The sequence below is a fragment of the Shinella sedimenti genome (assembly GCF_022601905.1).
GTDB classification, from domain to species: Bacteria; Pseudomonadota; Alphaproteobacteria; order Rhizobiales; family Rhizobiaceae; genus Shinella; species Shinella sedimenti.
Genome location: NZ_JAKVIN010000008.1, coordinates 297,875 through 316,390, shown reverse-complemented (window position 1 = coordinate 316,390; position 18,516 = coordinate 297,875). Strand labels below are relative to the sequence as shown.

Genomic DNA, 18,516 nt, shown 5'->3' with positions numbered 1-18,516 from the left:
GCCCTCGCAAATTTCTTCATGTTGATACTCCCAGTAGCGCTCGCGTTACGTTGTTCCTGCCGGGGCTACGAGCCGGGCCGGGGCAGGTATTGGTCCAGATCATCCGCGACGCTGGTGGGCGGCGCGATCATCCAGATGACTTCAGCGGTTTCCGTGCCGATATTGACGGTCTTGTGCGGAACCGAGCTTGGATATTCGATGCTGTCACCGGATGATAGTACATGGCGCTCCTCGCCGAGGGTCAGCTCCACCTCGCCGCGCATGACAAAGAAGAGTTCCTGCGAATCCCCGTGGCTATAAGGCTTCTCACCCGTCGAGCCGCCCGGATCGAACTCGCCGATATAGACTTCCATGTCGCGGATCGGACGTCGGGACAGGAGCATCTTGCGATAACCCTCCGCCGGCGGCAGAGCCGGACGCTCCGCCTTTCGCAGCACGCGACCGACAGCGGGTGAGCCATCATCGAAAAGGTCCGTCAGGCTTATGCCGAGCGCACCGGCAATGCGCATCAGCGTACTGATATTGACGCCGCTCAGGCCGCGCTCGAGCTGGCTGAGAAAACTCGCAGTCGTTCCCGTTGCATCTCCCAGCGCCCGCAGCGACATGCGCCTGGCGGTGCGGAAGGCCTTGACCTTCTCGCCGATGCCAGACTGGTTGTCAGCGGTTACGGAAATCTCGTTCACGACCTCACCCTTCACTTAACGCCATATTAAGTGAAGGGTGAGGATTAGCAATATCGAAATACACGAATCGATTTTTTAATTTGGATGACAAGCCTCCGGCCGCACAATGCTCGTCAAGCAATCCGCCATCGGTGGGCAGAATGCGGCTAAAGCCGTATCGAGCCGCGATCGCGAGTAACAAATGTCAGACAGGCGTTCCGCGCGCCGCTGCTATTCCCGGGAACTTGCAAACTCACGCGCGGCCTGGATGAACGCGGTGAAAGCGGCAGATGGGTTCTTTCGGCCAGGATAGTACAGTGCGAGCGGCGCCAGATTGGGAGTCCAGTCTTTGAGAACCCGGATAAGCCGCCCAGCTGCAATGTCATCGCGCACGTCCGCTTCCATGACATAGCCGAGACCGATGCCGTTCTGCGCGGCGATCCGGACAAGGCTCGGCTCATCAAGGGTGATGGCGCCCTGGACGTCGATTTGCAGCGGGGTTCCGTCCTTCTCAAATCGCCAAGGGAACAGGGCGTTGTTGGGAAGGCGCGCGCGGATGCACCTGAACCGATAAAGATCGTCGGGTACGGCCGGTTCGCCGTGGATGCGCACAAAATCGGGTGAAGCGACGACCGCATTCTCACGCGGCAGCCCGAGCGATACGGCGATCATGTCGGTGGGCACGAGATCCGCGGGCCTGAGCCCCATGTCGAAGCCGCCAGCGATGACGTCGACCAGTCGTCCCTCCGTAACCAGATCGATGTGTACGTGCGGATAACGCTGTAGAAACGACAGGATGAGCGGCGCCATCACCTCACGGGCCGCCGATGCAAAGGCGTTGATGCGCAAAGTGCCTGATGGCGTTTCCTGAAGCGATTGTACGGCTAGCATGGCGTCGTGGATATCCGTCATTGCCGGCCCGACCCTTTCGACGAAGGTCTTGCCGGCATCGGTGAGCGACACGCTTCGCGTCGTGCGGTTGAACAGACGGACGCCCAGGCGCTGTTCGAGCTTGGCGACAGCATTGCTCAAGGCCGTCGTGGACATGCCCAGATCAAGCGCGGCCGCACGGAAAGATCCGTGCCGTGCGATGCTGAGAACGGCGTCCAGGTCGGAGAGGATGTCCCGCGTCATTATCCCTCTTTTCGCAATTCCTCGTTCCTGTTTGTCCCAGTTATCGCAGCGTTCGTCCAGGCATAGATTATTGCGTGCCGGCCCAAAGAGAAGCCTGGCCCCACCTGGAGACGTGAAATGACAATCAAAATGCCCGAAAGCATCGCGGCCTTTTTCATCGCCGACCGTGACGGCGGCCCCGACGAACTCGCTGCCGTTTTCACGGAAAACGCAATCGTCAAGGACGCTGGCGAGACCCTCGTCGGTCATGAAGCCATCCGCCAGTGGAAGGTCGATTACACCCATAAATACGGTCCCACCACAACGGATCCCTTCTTCATTGCCACCGAGGACGGCAGAACGCAGGTGACGGCGCATGTCGCCGGCGACTTCCCCGGCAGCCCGGTCGATCTGCGCTACTTCTTCGTCATCGCCGGCGACAGGATCGCCGAACTGGAGATCACGACATGACCGCTTTTCTCACATTGCAGGGCCGTCGAGCCCTGATTACGGGCGGTACCTCGGGCGCCGGCGCCGCGACGGTTGCGCTCTTCCGGGAGCTCGGAGCACGCGTGTTGACGACGGCGCGCACCAAACCGGCCAACTTTTCCGGTGCCGCTTTCGTTGCAGCGGACCTGACCACCAAAGAAGGGGTTCAGGCCGTCGTCGATGCGGTTCATCGGGAGCTTGGTGGGATCGATATCCTTGTGAACGTTCTGGGTGGCTCATCTGCTCCTTCGGGTGGCTTTGCTGCGCTCGATGACGTTGAATGGGACAAGGAGTTCGATCTGAACTTCTTTCCAGCAGTGAGGCTTGATCGGGCTTTGATCCCTGGAATGATCGCTCAGGGCAGCGGTGTCGTCATTCATGTGACATCGATCCAGAACCGCCTGCCATTACCCGAAGCGACGACGGCCTATGCATCTGCAAAGGCGGCGCTCAACACCTACAGCAAGAGCCTCTCCAAGGAAGTCTCGCGTAAGGGCGTGCGCGTCGTCCGGGTTTCGCCCGGCTGGATCGCCAGTCCTGATGCCAACGGTCTTGCCCTTCGCATAGCCGACGAAGCCGGCATCGGCTACGACGAAGCTGTGCAGGTGATCATGAATTCGCTCGGTGGCATCCCGCTGGGCCGGCCGGCCGAGCCGAGAGAGGTCGCAGACCTCATAGCTTTCCTGGCTTCGGACCGGGCGACGTCCATTACCGGTACAGAGCATGTGATCGACGGCGGCACCATCCCGACCATCTAAATATCGATGCGCGCCCATGGTGCGCATCTGTCCGACCACAAGGTTTAAGGGTACGGCAGCGCTGCCCGCGAATTGCCTATGCGACGACGGGAATCCCTTCATCGTCTTTTTTCGCACAACAGTGATTAGGGGCGGTTCTCTCGACCGGCTTCTTAGGAAACCACCCAGCATTTTGTCAGTGCATGCCCGCCCATGAGCTCGCCGTTCGGATCATCGATCCAGCCGCCGACACGTGGGGTCGTCGCATCGATATAGTTATTGAACATGGGAACGATCACGCCCCCTTGGTCACGCAGGATCACGGCCGCCTCGCGGTATAGAGCCTTGCGCTTGTCGGCATCGAGTTCGGCGCGTGCGCCAATGATCAGCTTGTCGAAATCGTCGCGGAAGAACCGGGTGTCGTTCCACTCCGCGCCGGAGAGATAGGCGAGGGAATAGACCTGATCCTGCGTCGGGCGTCCGGTCCAGTAGGACATGGAAAACGGCTGCTTGTTCCACACGTCCGACCAGTACCCGTCGCCCGGCTCGCGCTTGATCTCAAGCGTGATGCCGCATTTTGCTGCGCTTTGTTGAAAGAGCTGGGCGGCATCCACCGCACCTGGAAAGGCGACCTCCGACGTGCGCAACAGTATCGAGCCGTTGTGGCCGGACTTCTTGTAGTGCTCAGCGGCCTTTTCGGGATCGAACACCCGCTGTTCGATATCGTCGTCGAACAGCGGGTAGCCTTTGATCATCGGTGTGTCGTTGCCGACCGTGCCGTAGCCGCCCAGGATCTTATCGACCATCTCCTCGCGGTCGACGGCATATTTCAACGCCAGCCGCAGATCGTTGTTGTTGAAGGGGGCGGTGTCGCAATGGGCAATCATTACGTAATGACCCTTGCCCGGCACGTTGCGGATCGTGACGCCCGGAACGCGTTTCACGAGTTCCACGATCTTGGGCTCGACACGGTTGATCATGTCGATCTGGCCGCCGTGCAGGGCGGCCGTACGCGCGGTGGAATCGTTCATCACGATGATCTCGATGCCGTCGGCATGGCCGCGCAGATCGCTGCCCCAGTAGCCTTCGTGCTTCTCACCGACATGGCGAACACCCGGCTCGTTGACGACGATCTTGTAGGGGCCGGTGCCGATCGCTGCGGTCGGATCATCCTTGCCGCCGTTCGGCTGGATCATAAGATGGTAGTCACCGACGACATAGGGCAGGTCGGCATTGGGCTCTTTCAGTGTGATGACGACGTTTCGCCCGTCGGCTTTGACCGTCTCGAATGCGAAAACAAAGGGAAGCGCTGCCGATTTGGAATTCTTGTCCGCATGGCGCTCGAAAGTCGCGACGATGTCCTCGGGCGTTACGACCTTGCCATTGTGGAAGGTGACGTCCTGACGGATTTTGAACGTCCACGTCTTGGCGTCGCGCGAGGCCTCATAGGCTTCCGCCAGGCGATATTCGATCTCGCCGGCCGGAGATATCTCGAGCAGCTGTTCGCCCCAACAGCGACCGAGCGTATAAGGCACCTGGCTTGCCCATGTTGCAGGATCGAGGCTGTCGGTGGCTGCGCCGCCGACCATTCCAGCCCGCAACACGCCGCCCTTTGCTGGCGCCTGAGCGGCTGCGGCCCGCGCAAGCACCGTGTTCGCAGCGGCCGCAGACAGGCCGAGTGCTGCGGCACGCCCCAGAAAATCCCGCCGGGTCAGCCGCCCGCCGATGACAAGCCGGCTGAGTTGATCGAGGTCGCTGGACATGCGCGCTTTCCTTCTGACTTGATCTCCTGGAGCATCTTGCATGCCAGCGGTGCTTTTTGCCAAGAGGGCGAAGCGACTTTTCGAAACTGAAAATCCCGCCCTTGCGGCTGCGGCCTTATCGGCGTCTCGCCTTAGAGGAAATCGTCTCGGCGTGGTGTGAATGTGTCGATCAGCAAGCCTGCCGTCAGTGCGACAACGCCGTGAACGAGGTTCGGCGCGACAATAAAGCTGCTGCCGGCGCCAAGCCGGGCAGTGACACCCTCCACCGTAACATCGAAAGTGCCTTCGGCAACATAGCTGACCTGCGTATGCGGATGCGAATGCAGTGCGCCGATGGCGCCTTCCTCGAAGCTGAAGGCAACGAGCATCATTTCCGGACGCTCGCTCAAGACGGCGCGGCGATTTCCGGGGCCGACTTCGGTCCAGACCGTGTTTTGGGGCAGGGAATAAAAGGACATTTCAACCTCTCATCGGGCAAGCCATCCGCCATCGACCGGAAGGATGGCGCCATGCACGTAATCGGACGCGGCACTCGCAAGGAAAACCGCCGCACCAGCCATGTCTTCCGGCCGCGCCCAGCGACCGGCGGGAATGCGCTTCAGGATATCGGCGCTACGCTCGACATCCGCACGCAGCGCTGTCGTGTTGTTGGTCTCGACATAACCGGGCGCGACGGCGTTCACATTGATGCCGCGCGCAGCCCATTCGTTCGCAAGAAGTTTGGTGATACCGGCAAGGCCGCTTTTTGCCGCGGTATAGGACGGTACGCGAATGCCGCCCTGAAAGGACAGCAGCGAGGCGATGTTGATGATCTTGGCCTTGCGTTCTGCTGCAAACGCCGCCTTGGCAAAGGCTTGGCAAAGGAAGAAGACGGACTTGAGATTGGTGTCGAGCACGGCATCCCAATCCTCTTCCGTGAAATCCAGTGAATCCGCACGCCGGATGATGCCGGCGTTGTTGACCAGAATGTCGGGCGTCGCGCCGGCATCCAGCGCGGCGGTCATGACCCTGGCGGCGCTGCCCGTTTGAGATAGATCCGCGGACACGGCGGCAAACATCCGCCCCGCCGCTTTCACCGCTGTTTCGGTATCCGTCATGGCGGAGCGACCGACGCCGACGATATCCGCGCCGGCCTTCGCCAATCCTACGGCAATTGCCTGCCCGATGCCGGTATTGGCACCGGTGACGATGGCCCATCGGCCGGAGAGATCGAACGGGTTCATCGCAGTGATTCCATCGGTATCTTGTCCATGTCGGTGAAGCTTATATTATCGCCGGCCATGGCCCAGATGAAGGCGTAACGCCCGGTACCTGCGCCCGAGTGGATCGACCAGCCGGGCGAGAGCACCGCCTCGTGGTTCTTCAGAACGACATGACGTGTTTCGCCCGGTTCGCCCATGAAGTGAAAGATGCGCGTTGCCTCCTGCATGCCGAAATAGAGGTAGACCTCCATGCGCCGGTCATGCACGTGCGCCGGCATGGTGTTCCAAACCGAGCCCGGCTCGAACGTGGTGAGCCCGACGACCAGCTGGCAGCTTTCGCAGACATCGGGATGAACATACTGGTTGATGGTGCGGTGGTTGGATTCCTCCGCCGAGCCCAGATGCACCTTCTTCGCCATGTCGCGCGTGATGAGTACGGTCTGGCAAGCGCGATGGGCCGGCGCGCTCAGGACATAGAATAGCGCCGGCTCGGCCTCGTTATCGCTCGCAAAGCTAAGCGCGCCCGAGCCCTTGCCCACATAGATGGCCTCCTGGAAGCCGAGTCTATAGCCCTTGCCGCCGACGCTGACCGTTCCGGCACCACCGATATTGATGATGGCAGCCTCGCGGCGCTCGAGGAACTGGTCCGTGCCGGTTTCGGCAACACGGTCGATCGTGAGTGTACCGCCGGTCGGCACCACGCCACCGACGATCATGCGGTCGAGATGGCTGTAGGTGAGATTGATCTTGCCGGGCTGGAACATCGCCTCGATGACGAAGCCATCGCGCAGGCCCTGGGTGTTGCGCCTTGCGGCGTCTTCAGGTCCGACGACCTGGCGAATGGATACGGAGAGTGTCACGGCATCTGCCTCTTTCTTTCGGGAATGGACATCAGTTGAGCACGACATATTCGGTGAGCTGGTTGATCGTCGTGTCGGCCTTGGCGACATCGAAGACCTTGGTGCCGTGGCTCATGATCACGAACCGGTCGCAGACCTGATAAGCGTGGTAAATGTTGTGCGTCACCAGCACGCTGGAAACGTTCTCCGCCTTCAGCCTCAGCACCTGGTTCAGCAGTGCTTCCGTCTCGCGCACCGAGAGTGCGGAGGTGGGCTCGTCAAGCAGCAGGATGCGCTTCTTGAAGTATACGGCGCGTGCGATGGCAACCGCCTGCTTCTGGCCACCAGAGAGGTTGCCGACCAGTGTGTCCGGGCTGTCGATGCCCGAGATATGCACGGCATTCTGCAGGACCTCCATGGCGGTCTGGCGCATTTCGGCCTGACGGAGGAAGCCGAAACGGTCTGTCAGTTCGCGGCCCATGAAGATGTTGCGCGTAATGGAGAGACTGTCGACCAGGGCTGTGTGCTGGTAGATCGTCTCGATGCCGGCGTCCGCGGAATCCGACCGGCAGGTGAAGAGCGTCCTGGTGCCGTCGACGCTAAGATAGCCGTCCGTCGGTTTGTGGATACCGGAAATGAGATTGACCGTGGTCGACTTGCCGGCGCCGTTGTCGCCGAGCAGGCCAACCACTTCCCCTTCGCCAATGTGGAAGCTGAGGTTGCGAAGCGCCGTCAGCGCGCCGAAACTCTTGGAGATATTGTGCAGTTCGAGAAGATTAGACATCACGCCACGCCTCGCCGCTCGATGAGATGATTGAAGATGGCGGCCAGCACGATCAGCGTCGCGATGAACATGTCGAGATAGAAGCCGGGCGCCCGCAGAAGCAGAAGCACGTCGGTGATCGTATGAATGAGCAGCACCCCGAGGAAGATGCCGATGATCGAGCCACGGCCGCCACGCAGCGAAAGCCCGCCGATAACGCAGGCGGCAATCGCCTGGAGTTCGAGACCGGCACCCTGACCCGGCTGAACGCTGCCGACGCGCGCGGTGGCAAGAATGCCCGCCATGGCGGCCATGCCACCGGCAACGGCGAAGGCAATGAGTTTCACGCGATTTGTGTTGATGCCGATCGCCTCGGCCGCACCGCGATTGCCGCCTGTCGCGAAGACATGGTTGCCGAAGCGATGGTGGTGCAGCAGATAGTGAAAGCCGACCACGAAAAGCACGATCCAGATGAAGGCGGCATTGATGCCGAACAGCGTACCGGAAAACAGGCTGGTGAAGGCCGGCTCGGGATCGAAGCGCACTTGCACAGCACCGTTGTAGAGAAGCACGGCGCCGCGCCAGAACAACAGGCCGCCGAGCGTCACGATGAAGGATGGAAGGCCGAAGCGTATCGTGATCTGGCCATTGAGCAGCCCGATCAGCAGGCCGGCAACGATGCCCAGTGGCGCGGCAAGAAAGGCACTGAGGCCTGCGCCGACCAAGCTCGCCATGAGGACGGCGGTAAAGGTGTAGACGGAACCGATGGACAGATCGAACTCGCCCGCAATCATCAGCACACCGGCACCAAGCGCCAGGCAGCCGAGCACGGGTATCGCCTTCATGAGGATTGTCAGATTCTGCGGCGAAAGATAGCGAAACTCGTTCGGATAAAGCAGCGCACCGGCGATACAGACTATCTGCAACGTCATGAAGACGAGGAAAATCGCTCCGGCGGGCATCGCCATGATCTGCTTGAGAACGGATTGTCTTTGCGTGCGCGAACGGTGCATGGCGTTGTCAGCAAGGATAGGTGTCACGGTCTGGCACTCAATTTGGGGAATGGGGAACCGGCCGGGGCACGCCGGCGGGTTCCCGCAACATCCGGTTAGCGGTAGCTGCCGATCAGGGGCTTGACCGAGCTGATGCGCGACTTGTCGAGGAAGGCACCCTGTCCGGTGTCGACGTCCGTCGGCGTCAGGCCGTACTTCTTGGCTAGCGCGATCTGGGCGATCGGATAGTAGCCCTGAAGGTAGGGCTGCTGGTCCATGGTCGCGAACATCGCACCGGACTCCACGGCGTTGACGATCTCGACGGCAAGGTCGAATCCGCCAAAGGGAATGTTGACGCCGGCATCCTTGATGGCACCCGCACCAACTGTCGAGGTGACCGAGCCCGTGCCGAACAGCGCCTTCACGTTCGGATTGGCGATCAGGAACTGTGCGATGATGTTCTGCGCTTCGGCGGGATCGAGACCCGCACGCACCGTCTCGACCCTGATGCCGGTCTCCGTCATCGCCTTCTCGATCCCGCCGCCACGCGCCACTGCAAAGCTCGCCTCGGGAATTTCGCGCGGGTTGAAAACGACGTCGCCGGATTTCAGGCCGAACTCCTTGATCATGCGGTTGCCGAGCTCGTAGCCCGAAGCAAACTCATCCATGCCGACATAGGCCTGGCGGCAATTGCCCTTGGCGCCGTCGAGGTCGTCATTGTTGAAGCCGATGACGATGATTCCGGCCTTTGTGGCAGCGCAAATGCTTTCGTCAAAGGCGTCTGACGAGGAGATCGCGACCGCGATGCCATCGACGCCACTGGCGGTCGCGCTTTCGATCAAGTCGTTCTGGCGTACCGGATCATTGTTGGCATATTGCACGTCGAGATCGACGCCGAACTGGCTGGCGGCGTCTTGCGCGCCCTTCACCACGGGATTAAAGAACTGGACACTCGGATCGAGGTAGATGATCATCGTGGCCTTGACGTCAGCGGCAAGCGCCGTCGAAGCCATCATGCTGGCAATGCCGGCGGCGATTGCCGCGGCTTTCAACCTGGTCAACTTCATTTGCGTATCCTCCCTTTGGATGTGCAATGTGGGTCCAAAAGACCCAAGTCTCGGCTGGCGGGCTCCGACCAAAGATTTCGCCAGCCGAGATTTTCCTCCTCGTGACCGCCCGGATGGGCAGCCCGCTACCCGAACCAGGGCGCGGGGCGCCCGAGCGTGACATGCACGCCCTTGAACTGGGAATATTCGTCGAAGCCGTACCGGCCGAGTTCACGCCCGAGGCCGCTCTTCTTGTAGCCGCCGATCGGCATTTCCGGCGTGCCGTCGATGACGCTGTTGATCCAGCAGCGGCCGGCGCGGATACGGCGGATGCTTTGCAGCGACTTTTCGAGATTGGTGGACCAGACGGAAGCCGACAGGCCGAATTCCGTGGCATTGGCCATGGCTACCGCCTCATCTGCCGTCTTGAAGGTCAGCGTTGAAAGCACCGGCCCGAAAATCTCCTCGCGCGCGATCGACATGTCGGGCGTGACACCGGCAAACACTGTCGGTGCATAATAGAGACCGGCCTCCCTGCCGACCCTCTCCCCGCCCAGCAGGAGCTTTGCGCCGGAGGCAAGGCCAGCCTCGACATAGGAATGCACCTTCTCCGCATGCGCCTCCGAAATCATTGCGCCAATCTTCGTGCGCTCGTTCAGCGGATCGCCGAAGGTGACCTTGCGCGAGATGTCCAGCAGGCGCTCCATCAGCGCGTCGCGGACGCTTTCCTCTACCAGCAGTCGGCTACCGGAAATGCAGCACTGCCCTGCATTGTGATAGACGCCATAGGCGATGCCGTCAGCGGCGGCTTCCAGGTCTGCATCGGCAAAGACGATCTGCGGCCCCTTGCCGCCGAGTTCCAGCCCGACGCGTTTGACGCTGCGCGCCGCGATCTCGCCGAGCTTGGTGCCGACACGGACGGAGCCGGTGAAGGCAACCATGTCGACGTCAGGATCTTCGGCCAGAACCTGCCCCGCAGGGTCGCCGTAGCCGGTAACGACGTTGAACACGCCGTTGGGAATACCGGCCTCGCGCGCCAGTTCGGCCATGCGGATCGAGGTGCCGGAGGTGAATTCCGACGGCTTCAGCACCACCGTGCAGCCAGCGCCGATCGCCCATGGCACGCGCTCCGAAGCGATGATGAAGGGGAAGTTCCACGGCGTGACGATGCCGACAACGCCGACCGGTTCACGCAGCACGAGACCAAGACGGTCGTCACCGATATTGTTGTGGCTCTGGCCCTCCAAAGCCCTTGCCTGGCCGGCGGCATAGGACCACAGGTCGGCGCAGAATCCGATTTCGCCGCGCGCCTGATTGATCGGCTTTCCGACTTCCAGGCTTTCGGCCAGCGCAAGCTCTTCCTGATGAAGAAGGATAAGGTCCGCCACCTTGAACATCAGGCGCGAGCGCTCGGCGCCCGACATACGCGGCCATGGACCGGTATCGAAGGCCCGGCGTGCTGCCGCAATGGCCACCCGCACATCATCTGCCGAGGCTTCCGGCCAGATGCCGACGACCGCGCCGGCGTGGCCAGGGCTCACGCGCTCGATCGTCTTGCCGGATGCCGCATCGACGGACTTCCCATCGACAACCATCTGATAGCGGGCTTTAATATTCAGCCGCGGGTCACGGGAATCGGGTGCTATGAAATTGGACAGCAATATCGTCTTCCGGCCGGCAACGGTGCGCCAGCCCCTCCCTGTTGATCCGGTTTTCAGGCCACCGGATTTATGTTGCGTATGAATTGTATGGTACTGTATGGTGGCTCAGATTGGATGTCAACGCATGACGATGGGAAAAGACGTGAACCTTGAATCCCTCAAAATAGACACCGGTGAAACCGCGGCAGCGCAGGTGGAACGGGATTTGCGCGAGTCCATCATCCAGCTGGAACTCACGCCCGGCATGCGCCTCTCCGAACAGGAAATCGCCACACGCATGGGCGTCTCACGTCAGCCGGTGCGCGAGGCGCTGATCGCGCTTGGCAAATCGAAGCTGGTGGATATCCGGCCCAACCGCGGTACGGTCGTCGTGCGCATCTCGGCGCGAAAGATGATGGAGGCTCGCTTCGTGCGCGAGGCGATAGAGACCGCCGTCGCCCGTCGCGCAAGCGGGGCCTTCGACAGCTGGACGCGGCGCAAGATAGACACGATCCTCGACCGCCAGAAGAAGGCGATGGAAGCGCACGATCACAATGCCTTCCGCCGCGAGGACGAGCAGTTCCACATCGCGATTGCCGAGGGGGCAGGGTGTGGCCTTGCCTGGAGCGCCATATCGGACATCAAGGCGCATATGGACAGGGTCTGCAATCTCCAGCTCCGTCATCCCGATTCCATGGTAAGGCTGGTTGGAGAGCACGAGGCGATCATCAACGCCATCGACACGCGCAATGCCGATGCGGCCGAGGCCGCCATGCGCAGTCACCTGAACGGGATCCTCGCAGACCTCCCGCAAATCGAGGCCGACAATCCCGATCTGTTCGAATGAACGGGTCGGCGCCAAGGACATGAGAAAACGTCTTCGTCGCTGGCGATCGACAGGATCAGGCAAGAAACAGGCAGGACCATTTATAGCCACCAACGGGGTTGAGCCGTAAATTGCATGGTGTTGGCGCGGAACGCGCCGATGTCCAATCAAGAATGGAATTCGCTCTATGAGAACTTGGTTCATTACCGGGGCCAATCGTGGTCTCGGCCTGGAAGTCGCGCGCGCCGCACTCGACGCCGGCGACAACGTCGTTGCCACGGCGCGCAAGCCAGATGAGATTGAGAATGCATTGGAGGGCTTTGCCGACAAGCTTCAGACAATCCCTCTCGATGTCACGGACCATAAGGCGATCGCTGAAGCGGTCAGCGTTGCGCAGGCCCGGTTCGGACGGATCGACGTTCTCGTCAACAACGCCGGATATGGCCAGCTCGGCGCGTTCGAGGAGGTCGCCCCGGAAGCTGTGACGCGACAGTTCGCCACCAATGTCTTTGGCGCCTTTGATGTCACACGCGCCATTCTGCCGTTCATGCGGGCGCAGCGCTCCGGTCATGTCATCACGATATCGTCGATTGCAGGCATGGAGGGCTTTGAAGGCGCATCGATCTATTGCGCGACGAAACATGCCGTGTCCGGCTGGTCGGAAGGTCTCGCCCGCGAAGTGGCACCGTTCGGTATCAAGGTGACCTGCGTTTATCCCGGCCGCTTCAGAACCGACTTTCTTGACGGCAGTTCCGTTCGCTATGGCAATCTATCGATCGAGGATTATACCGCGGCCTCGGCTCAACACAGACAGGCGCTTGATGGCGCCAATCATCAACAGATCGGTGACCCCAAGAAATTTGCTGCGGCCATGCTGGCTGTCGTTAGGGCTGAGAGGCCGCCTGTATGGCTGGCAACGGGCTCCGACGCGTTTGCTGTATTCGACAACAAGTCCCACGCGCTCGCGAAGAACATCGAGCAGTGGAAAGAGCTGGTCCTGTCGACGGATTTCTAGGCTATAGCTCAAGGGAGCGGATCTGCAGGGAGACGGGAATGGCGTATCGACGCAAAGGAAGGCTGCAGCGGAAATGAATGACATCGAACTCGCCCGTCATCGCATGTGCGAGCTTGTCGAAAGGCGCCTTCCGCATGAGGGCTCCGTTGCTACAGCCATTCCCGGTCTCTCCCTGCATCGGCGCACATCTTCGATGACGCCAGACTCTTCGCTCTATGAACCCTCCTTCGCGTTCATCATCAAAGGCGCGAAGCGCGTCGTCCTGGGAAATGAGACATATGTCTACGATCAAGATCATTTCCTGCTGACGGCCGTGGGCCTGCCAACGATCGTCCAGGTGCTCGATGCGAGTGCATCGTCGCCTTATCTCTCATTAAAGCTCGACATCGACCTCGACATGGCGCGTGAACTGATTGCTGAAGTCGATCAGCTTGGAAGCCCTGCGGAGGGCAACGGAACAGGCATCGCGATCGGACCCGTGACGCCGGAGCTGGCAAACGCTGCGCTGCGCCTTCTCGACCTTTTGGATGAGCCACGCGATATTCCCATTCTGGCGAGGTTCATCCAGCGGGAAATCCTCTACCGGATCGTGACTGGCCCCGTTGGCGGCCGGTTGCGGCACGCTGTCGAAGTCGGCACGCAAACCAATCGGGTCTCGGCGGCAATTCGCTGGCTGCGTGATCATTTTGACCAACCGGTCCGCATCGAGACCCTGGCGGATGTTGCAGGAATGGGCGAATCGACCCTGCACCATCATTTCCGCGCATTGACGGCCATGAGCCCGCTGCAATACCAGAAGCACCTTCGTCTCCATGAGGCGCGTCGAATGATGATCGCCGATCGCATCGACGCAGGCAGCGCGGCGCTTCGCGTCGGCTACGAGAGCGTCACGCAATTCAACCGCGAGTACCGCAGACTGTTCGGCGCGCCGCCTAAAACGGACGTGCGGTACATTCTTTCGCAGGCATGATACGAGGGCCTGGCGGCTGCCGGCGCCGCCAACAATGCAGCCGTTAGTGGCGCCTATATCCCCGCGCTCGTCTTCGGCATTCCCGGCGATGCCATCACGGCCATTGTAATCGGCGTGCTCTTCATGAAGGGCGTCAATCCGGGACCGACGATCTTCCTTAACAACCCGTCCACGGTCTACGGCATCTTCATGGCGTTCCTTGTCGCCAACCTCTTGATGATTCCGCTCGGATGGGTGGCGATCCGCTGTGGCCGCGTAATCCTGAAGGCGCGGCTCTCCATCCTCATGCCGATCATTCTCGTTTTTTGCATGGTCGGGTCGTTTGCCGTCGACAACACGGTAGCGGCCGTCGGTGTGGCGCTCGCTTTCGGCGTCATCGGCTACTTTATGGAAGAGGCCGGCATTCCCATCGCTCCCTTCGTTCTCGGCATCGTACTGGGCCCTCTGGTCGAGCAGAACTTCCTGACGTCGATGATGAAATCGGGTGGATCTTTCGTTGCCTTCTTCGACCGGCCGATTGCGGCGGGGTTGGCGCTTGTGACAATCATGATCTGGTTGTCGCCGCTGCTCGCGTTCTGGCGGCGCCGCAAACTGGTAGACCAAGCGTGAGAATGCGGGCGTACCAGCCAGTCTGTATTGCTTCTCGAAAGAGTTCAGGCCGTTATTCCATTCGGCGCCGACCGGTCGGCGTCGTGTGAACCTGTCGATCTTCAGTTCGCCACCGCGGCTACATATCTTCACCGTTCTTTAACCGGTTTTTTTGCCATCGGCTTAAGTCCAATCGCTCTAATATCCCAGGCATAATCAGGACCTGGCGATGAACCGAAAGCTCCAGTCTTCATCTCTTTTGAAATGGATCTTGCCGGCAAGTACTTCGCTCGCGATCTGCGGCCTCCTGTTCCTGACGCTCATCTGGGCGGCGGGAAAGGCGGACGAGGTGGCCTCATCGCATCAGCGGGGTTTTATCACGCTTGCGATGATGAAGCTGCAATCCGCGATCGCCCATGATCAGGAGAGTGTCACGGTTTGGGACGACGCCGTTGTCGAAAGCCAACGCGGCGACACGGCCTGGATAGAGGCCAATCTCGGGTCGTGGATGCACACCTATTTCAGCCATGATGCATCGCTCCTGCTGTCGCCCGATTCGTCGCTCGTTTATCAGTTCATCGCCGATCCGAAAGGCGCGCCTGATGCGCAGCAATTCCGCGATGCCTATTTGCCACTGGTAACGAAACTGCGGACGCGCCTGTCGCGCGGCGATACGCAAGGCACGAGTGCGCAGGTCCTTTCAATCGGGGAGGCGGACGTGTCGAGCATCGGCAACCGATCCGCGATCGTCAGCATCAAGCCGCTCATGTCGCATACGGGAAATGTCGTGCAGGCGCCCGGCACGGAATTCCTTCACGTCGCCGTCCGATTTCTCGATGGTGATCTTCCCGCGGAGATCGGGCACGAATACGCGTTTAGCGACCTTCGGTTCACGCGCGATCAGCCGAGCGAGACGGGGGCGGCCTTTATCCCGCTGACCTCTCGTGACGGAACGCCTGCAGGGTTCTTTCGCTGGGCTCCGTTTCAGCCTGGAAATGACGTTCTTCGCGCTACCGTTCCGGTCCTGCTGGTGACGTTCGGTACATTGTTTGCAGGCTCAAGCCTTGCCGGCCACGCCCTGTTCCGCCGCTCTGAACGGCTCGCCGCAAGCCGCAAAGAACTCGAACATCAGGCGTCACACGATGCGCTGACGGGTCTGGCCAACAGAAACTTCTTCGCAATCACACTGGCATCCACGCTGGCAAATGCAGCTACAGATCAGCGTCACTGTATTCTCTTTGTCGATCTCGATCGGTTCAAGACCGTCAATGACACCTTTGGCCATCCCGTTGGCGACAAGCTGATCATGACGGCGGCTGCCCGCATGCGCGACCTGCTGCCGAATTCCCTGATCGCCCGTGTCGGCGGCGATGAGTTCAACATACTCCTCAGCAATGCCGATGCGCAGAATGTGGAAGAAATCGCCAAGAACATCGTGACCGCACTCAGGGCGCCGTTTGAAATCGACACCGTCCACATCGCAATAGGCGCCAGCATCGGCGCCGCCGTGACAACGGGACCTTGCGATCCGATCGAGTTGACCCGCAAGGCCGACATTGCGTTGTATCACGCCAAGGCGGCAGGCAGAAATACGCATGCCATCTTCGGGAGCCACATGGATGAACTGCTGAGCGACCGAAGGGCGCTGGAAGCAGACCTGCGCCTCGCCCTCAAGACGCATTCCCAGCTGGAAACATTCTATCAACCCGTCTTCGCGGCCGACACCGGCGCGCTGAGTTCACTTGAAGCGCTGGCACGCTGGAAGCATCCGACATTGGGTGATGTCAGCCCTGACCAATTCATCCCGCTCGCCGAGGAAACTGGCCTGATTCACGAGATCAGTGCGCTGGTCCTCGAAGACGCCTGCCGGACACTTGCCGAACTTCCCGATATTCACATCGCAGTCAATGCGTCGGCACTCGAGCTTGCCTCACCAGGCTATGCGCTGCGCGTTCTGGGCATCCTCGCCAAGTGGCAGGTCCAACCCAACAGGCTCGAAATAGAGTTGACGGAAAGTGCCATGACGCCGGAGAAGAGCGAAGTGGAAACCACGATATCGACCCTGCGATCAGCCGGCGTCCGCTTTGCGATCGACGATTTCGGAACCGGTTACTCGACGTTCTCGCGAATTCAACGCATCGAGGTCGACCGGATAAAGATCGATAAATCCTTCATCGGCGAAATGCATCAAGGTGCAAGCAAAGCCGTTGTTTCTGCGATGATCAGCATGGCGAAAGCCAAGGGGTTACTCGTGACCGCCGAAGGCGTTGAAACGGACGAGCAGCGAAGCGCATTGCAGGATTTCGGCTGTGACCATCTGCAGGGCTTCCTGTTGTCTAAGCCTTTGCCACGCTCGACGGCCATTACTCTTGCCACAGCGGATCAAAGGGTAACCGGCATCCGCGCCTGACCTTGTGGAGGCGAGAAAACAAATATCACCGCACGCAGCTTGCCGGGCCCGCGCCGTCACTTCCATTCATAGGCTTTTGGTGTGTGATATGGTCGTGCACAGACGAAGGCTTCTGGATCGTTTGCGGAAGCGGCATAATCCGATGCGTCCGTATCGTCATTGAACCCGACGAACACCATCAGCATCGCGCGTTCGGCGGGATGACCTCTCTTGCGATAGGAAAAATTGATGGCGCAGTGCGGATACTGCATTTCGAGCGGTTGCCGTGTGGTCCCTGTCAAAGCGATGAACTGACCAAGCGAGAAGAAGTGATTGATCGCGGCAGATGCGGTTTCGCGCGAAATCTGTCGGTTGGATGTGGTCTGGGCCGGGCGGCCATAGAACAGATTGTCCGTCTGGCCTTTTCGCCGCTTCTCTTCATAGACAACAAGGCTTCCAGCGGCGACCAGTTCGATATGCACATGGAATGTCTGGAAAAGGCCGCTTTCGTCGTTCAATTCCGCAAACAGGGTACGCAACTCGGCAATGTAGTCGGCGTAGAACGAAACGGTCATGGCAATCATCCGGCTGGCTTCAAGGTGCGGCCTGCCTACCATGGCCTTCGCGCGTGGCAAACGTCTTTGTGAGCGCTTCGTTCAGTCGGTCTTGCCGATGCCGCTGGAGTAGATCGCGCACAACGCGAACAGCATCGCAGCAAGCAGGCACAGCGCGAGCCCCTGAAAGCTGGTATACATCAACGCGCCGGCGATGCCGCCTACGGCAAAGGCCAGGATCGTCACGGCGTGAAGGCGAAGGCGCGTGGCAATTTCCTCGCGCTGGACGTCTCCCCGTGCACCCCACAGCAGCGCGAGGCCCACCCCGATATCGGTGGCGAGCCCCGACACATGCGTCGTCCGCACCCTGGCGCCCGATATGCGCGTCGAGGCCGCGTTCTGGATGCCCATGGACAGCGCAAGCAGGCTGACAATGACGAAGCCGTTCACGGCATCGGGTACTGCCGAGACACAGATGCCGACGAGCATCAGGATGACGCCCTCGACACCTAGTGTCAGGGCATAAACCGTCTTAAGCCGGTGTCGCTTGCCCATCTGAATGAACAATGAGGCCAGAAAGGCGCCCGTAATGAACATCAGGACGATGATGAAAAACGCAGCAGCCGCGCGTAGCTGCCAGTAGGACAGAAGTTCCGACACCAGGGAGACATTGCCTGTCATGTTCGCAGAAAAATAGCCGTAAGCCAGAAATCCGACGCTGTTTACGCCTCCTGCAACAAAGGCGAGAATGGTCGCCAGCAGAAGATCCACGGCCGGTGTCCGGGTGTCGCCTTCATGAATGAGCATCGCAATTCGCGTTCCTATATGGCCCGATGTGATGGCAGGATAACAGGACGTGCGTAGCGCTCAAGCAGCCTTGCTGCAAGCAAAGGGTGCGGCGGAGATGTGCAATCAGTCTCGGTTCCGG

The 18,516-nt window shown here is 60.3% G+C and carries 19 protein-coding genes; 7 read left to right on the top strand and 12 right to left on the bottom strand.

Going from position 1 to position 18,516, the window contains the following annotated elements; all coding sequences use genetic code 11:
- Positions 1 to 65 precede the first annotated feature (65 nt).
- Positions 66 to 683 (bottom strand): helix-turn-helix domain-containing protein, encoded by a 618-nt coding sequence (locus MKI86_RS19515; protein ID WP_241604421.1) that lies wholly within the window; start codon positions 681 to 683, stop codon positions 66 to 68.
- Positions 684 to 893: 210 nt separating this feature from the next.
- Entirely contained in the window at positions 894 to 1,796 is a 903-nt protein-coding gene (locus MKI86_RS19510; RefSeq protein ID WP_241604419.1) for a LysR family transcriptional regulator, read from the bottom strand.
- 117 nt (positions 1,797 to 1,913) lie between these two features.
- On the opposite strand from MKI86_RS19510, the gene MKI86_RS19505 reads away from it, so the two are divergent.
- On the top strand, positions 1,914 to 2,246 hold the full coding sequence (locus MKI86_RS19505; protein ID WP_241604417.1) for a nuclear transport factor 2-like protein: 333 nt from the start codon (positions 1,914 to 1,916) through the stop codon (positions 2,244 to 2,246).
- Positions 2,243 to 3,022 (top strand): SDR family oxidoreductase, encoded by a 780-nt coding sequence (locus tag MKI86_RS19500; RefSeq protein ID WP_241604415.1) that lies wholly within the window; start codon positions 2,243 to 2,245, stop codon positions 3,020 to 3,022. The genes MKI86_RS19505 and MKI86_RS19500 overlap by 4 nt, the downstream gene beginning before the upstream one ends.
- Before the next feature lie 152 nt (positions 3,023 to 3,174).
- Here MKI86_RS19500 and MKI86_RS19495 read toward each other — a convergent pair whose 3' ends face one another.
- The 8 genes from MKI86_RS19495 to MKI86_RS19460 form a co-directional block, all read right to left on the bottom strand.
- Positions 3,175 to 4,764: an ABC transporter substrate-binding protein gene (locus MKI86_RS19495; protein ID WP_241604413.1), complete on the bottom strand. Its 1,590-nt coding sequence runs from the start codon at positions 4,762 to 4,764 to the stop codon at positions 3,175 to 3,177.
- Positions 4,765 to 4,895: 131 nt separating this feature from the next.
- Positions 4,896 to 5,222 (bottom strand): cupin domain-containing protein, encoded by a 327-nt coding sequence (locus MKI86_RS19490; protein ID WP_241604411.1) that lies wholly within the window; start codon positions 5,220 to 5,222, stop codon positions 4,896 to 4,898.
- Positions 5,223 to 5,231: 9 nt separating this feature from the next.
- Positions 5,232 to 5,987 carry a 2-dehydro-3-deoxy-D-gluconate 5-dehydrogenase KduD gene (kduD, locus tag MKI86_RS19485; RefSeq protein ID WP_241604409.1) on the bottom strand — a complete coding sequence of 252 codons (756 nt, stop codon included), beginning with the start codon at positions 5,985 to 5,987 and terminating at the stop codon, positions 5,232 to 5,234.
- Entirely contained in the window at positions 5,984 to 6,826 is an 843-nt protein-coding gene (gene kduI, locus MKI86_RS19480) for a 5-dehydro-4-deoxy-D-glucuronate isomerase (RefSeq protein ID WP_241604407.1), read from the bottom strand. Before kduI ends, kduD begins: the two co-directional genes overlap by 4 nt.
- A gap of 31 nt (positions 6,827 to 6,857) precedes the next feature.
- On the bottom strand, positions 6,858 to 7,589 hold the full coding sequence (locus tag MKI86_RS19475; protein WP_241604405.1) for an ATP-binding cassette domain-containing protein: 732 nt from the start codon (positions 7,587 to 7,589) through the stop codon (positions 6,858 to 6,860).
- Positions 7,589 to 8,608, bottom strand: a complete 1,020-nt coding sequence (locus tag MKI86_RS19470; RefSeq protein WP_241604403.1) for an ABC transporter permease — start codon at positions 8,606 to 8,608, stop codon at positions 7,589 to 7,591. Before MKI86_RS19470 ends, MKI86_RS19475 begins: the two co-directional genes overlap by 1 nt.
- 68 nt (positions 8,609 to 8,676) lie before the next feature.
- A complete protein-coding gene (locus MKI86_RS19465; RefSeq protein WP_241604401.1) occupies positions 8,677 to 9,627 on the bottom strand; it encodes a sugar ABC transporter substrate-binding protein in 951 nt (316 codons plus the stop codon).
- 125 nt (positions 9,628 to 9,752) lie between these two features.
- Complete coding sequence (locus MKI86_RS19460; protein ID WP_241604399.1) at positions 9,753 to 11,267, bottom strand: aldehyde dehydrogenase family protein; 1,515 nt, start codon at positions 11,265 to 11,267, stop codon at positions 9,753 to 9,755.
- Between the two features lie 124 nt (positions 11,268 to 11,391).
- On the opposite strand from MKI86_RS19460, the gene MKI86_RS19455 reads away from it, so the two are divergent.
- The 5 genes from MKI86_RS19455 (at position 11,392) to MKI86_RS19435 (ending at position 17,055) form a co-directional block, all read left to right on the top strand.
- The gene (locus MKI86_RS19455) at positions 11,392 to 12,093 is read left to right on the top strand and encodes a GntR family transcriptional regulator (RefSeq protein WP_241604397.1); all 702 of its coding nucleotides are present in this window, start codon (positions 11,392 to 11,394) and stop codon (positions 12,091 to 12,093) included.
- A gap of 166 nt (positions 12,094 to 12,259) precedes the next feature.
- Entirely contained in the window at positions 12,260 to 13,087 is an 828-nt protein-coding gene (locus tag MKI86_RS19450; protein ID WP_241604395.1) for an oxidoreductase, read from the top strand.
- Positions 13,088 to 13,160: 73 nt separating this feature from the next.
- Positions 13,161 to 14,057, top strand: a complete 897-nt coding sequence (locus MKI86_RS19445; RefSeq protein ID WP_241604393.1) for an AraC family transcriptional regulator — start codon at positions 13,161 to 13,163, stop codon at positions 14,055 to 14,057.
- Positions 14,058 to 14,066: 9 nt separating this feature from the next.
- The gene (locus MKI86_RS19440; RefSeq protein WP_256465751.1) at positions 14,067 to 14,666 is read left to right on the top strand and encodes a tripartite tricarboxylate transporter permease; all 600 of its coding nucleotides are present in this window, start codon (positions 14,067 to 14,069) and stop codon (positions 14,664 to 14,666) included.
- Between the two features lie 370 nt (positions 14,667 to 15,036).
- A complete protein-coding gene (locus tag MKI86_RS19435; protein ID WP_241604391.1) occupies positions 15,037 to 17,055 on the top strand; it encodes a putative bifunctional diguanylate cyclase/phosphodiesterase in 2,019 nt (672 codons plus the stop codon).
- 56 nt (positions 17,056 to 17,111) lie between these two features.
- Here the strand turns inward: MKI86_RS19435 and MKI86_RS19430 are convergent, their stop codons facing one another.
- The gene (locus MKI86_RS19430) at positions 17,112 to 17,609 is read right to left on the bottom strand and encodes a hypothetical protein (protein ID WP_241604389.1); all 498 of its coding nucleotides are present in this window, start codon (positions 17,607 to 17,609) and stop codon (positions 17,112 to 17,114) included.
- A gap of 81 nt (positions 17,610 to 17,690) precedes the next feature.
- Positions 17,691 to 18,395, bottom strand: coding sequence for a YoaK family protein (locus tag MKI86_RS19425; RefSeq protein WP_241604387.1), 705 nt, complete (start codon positions 18,393 to 18,395; stop codon positions 17,691 to 17,693).
- Between the last annotated feature and the right edge of the window lie 121 nt (positions 18,396 to 18,516).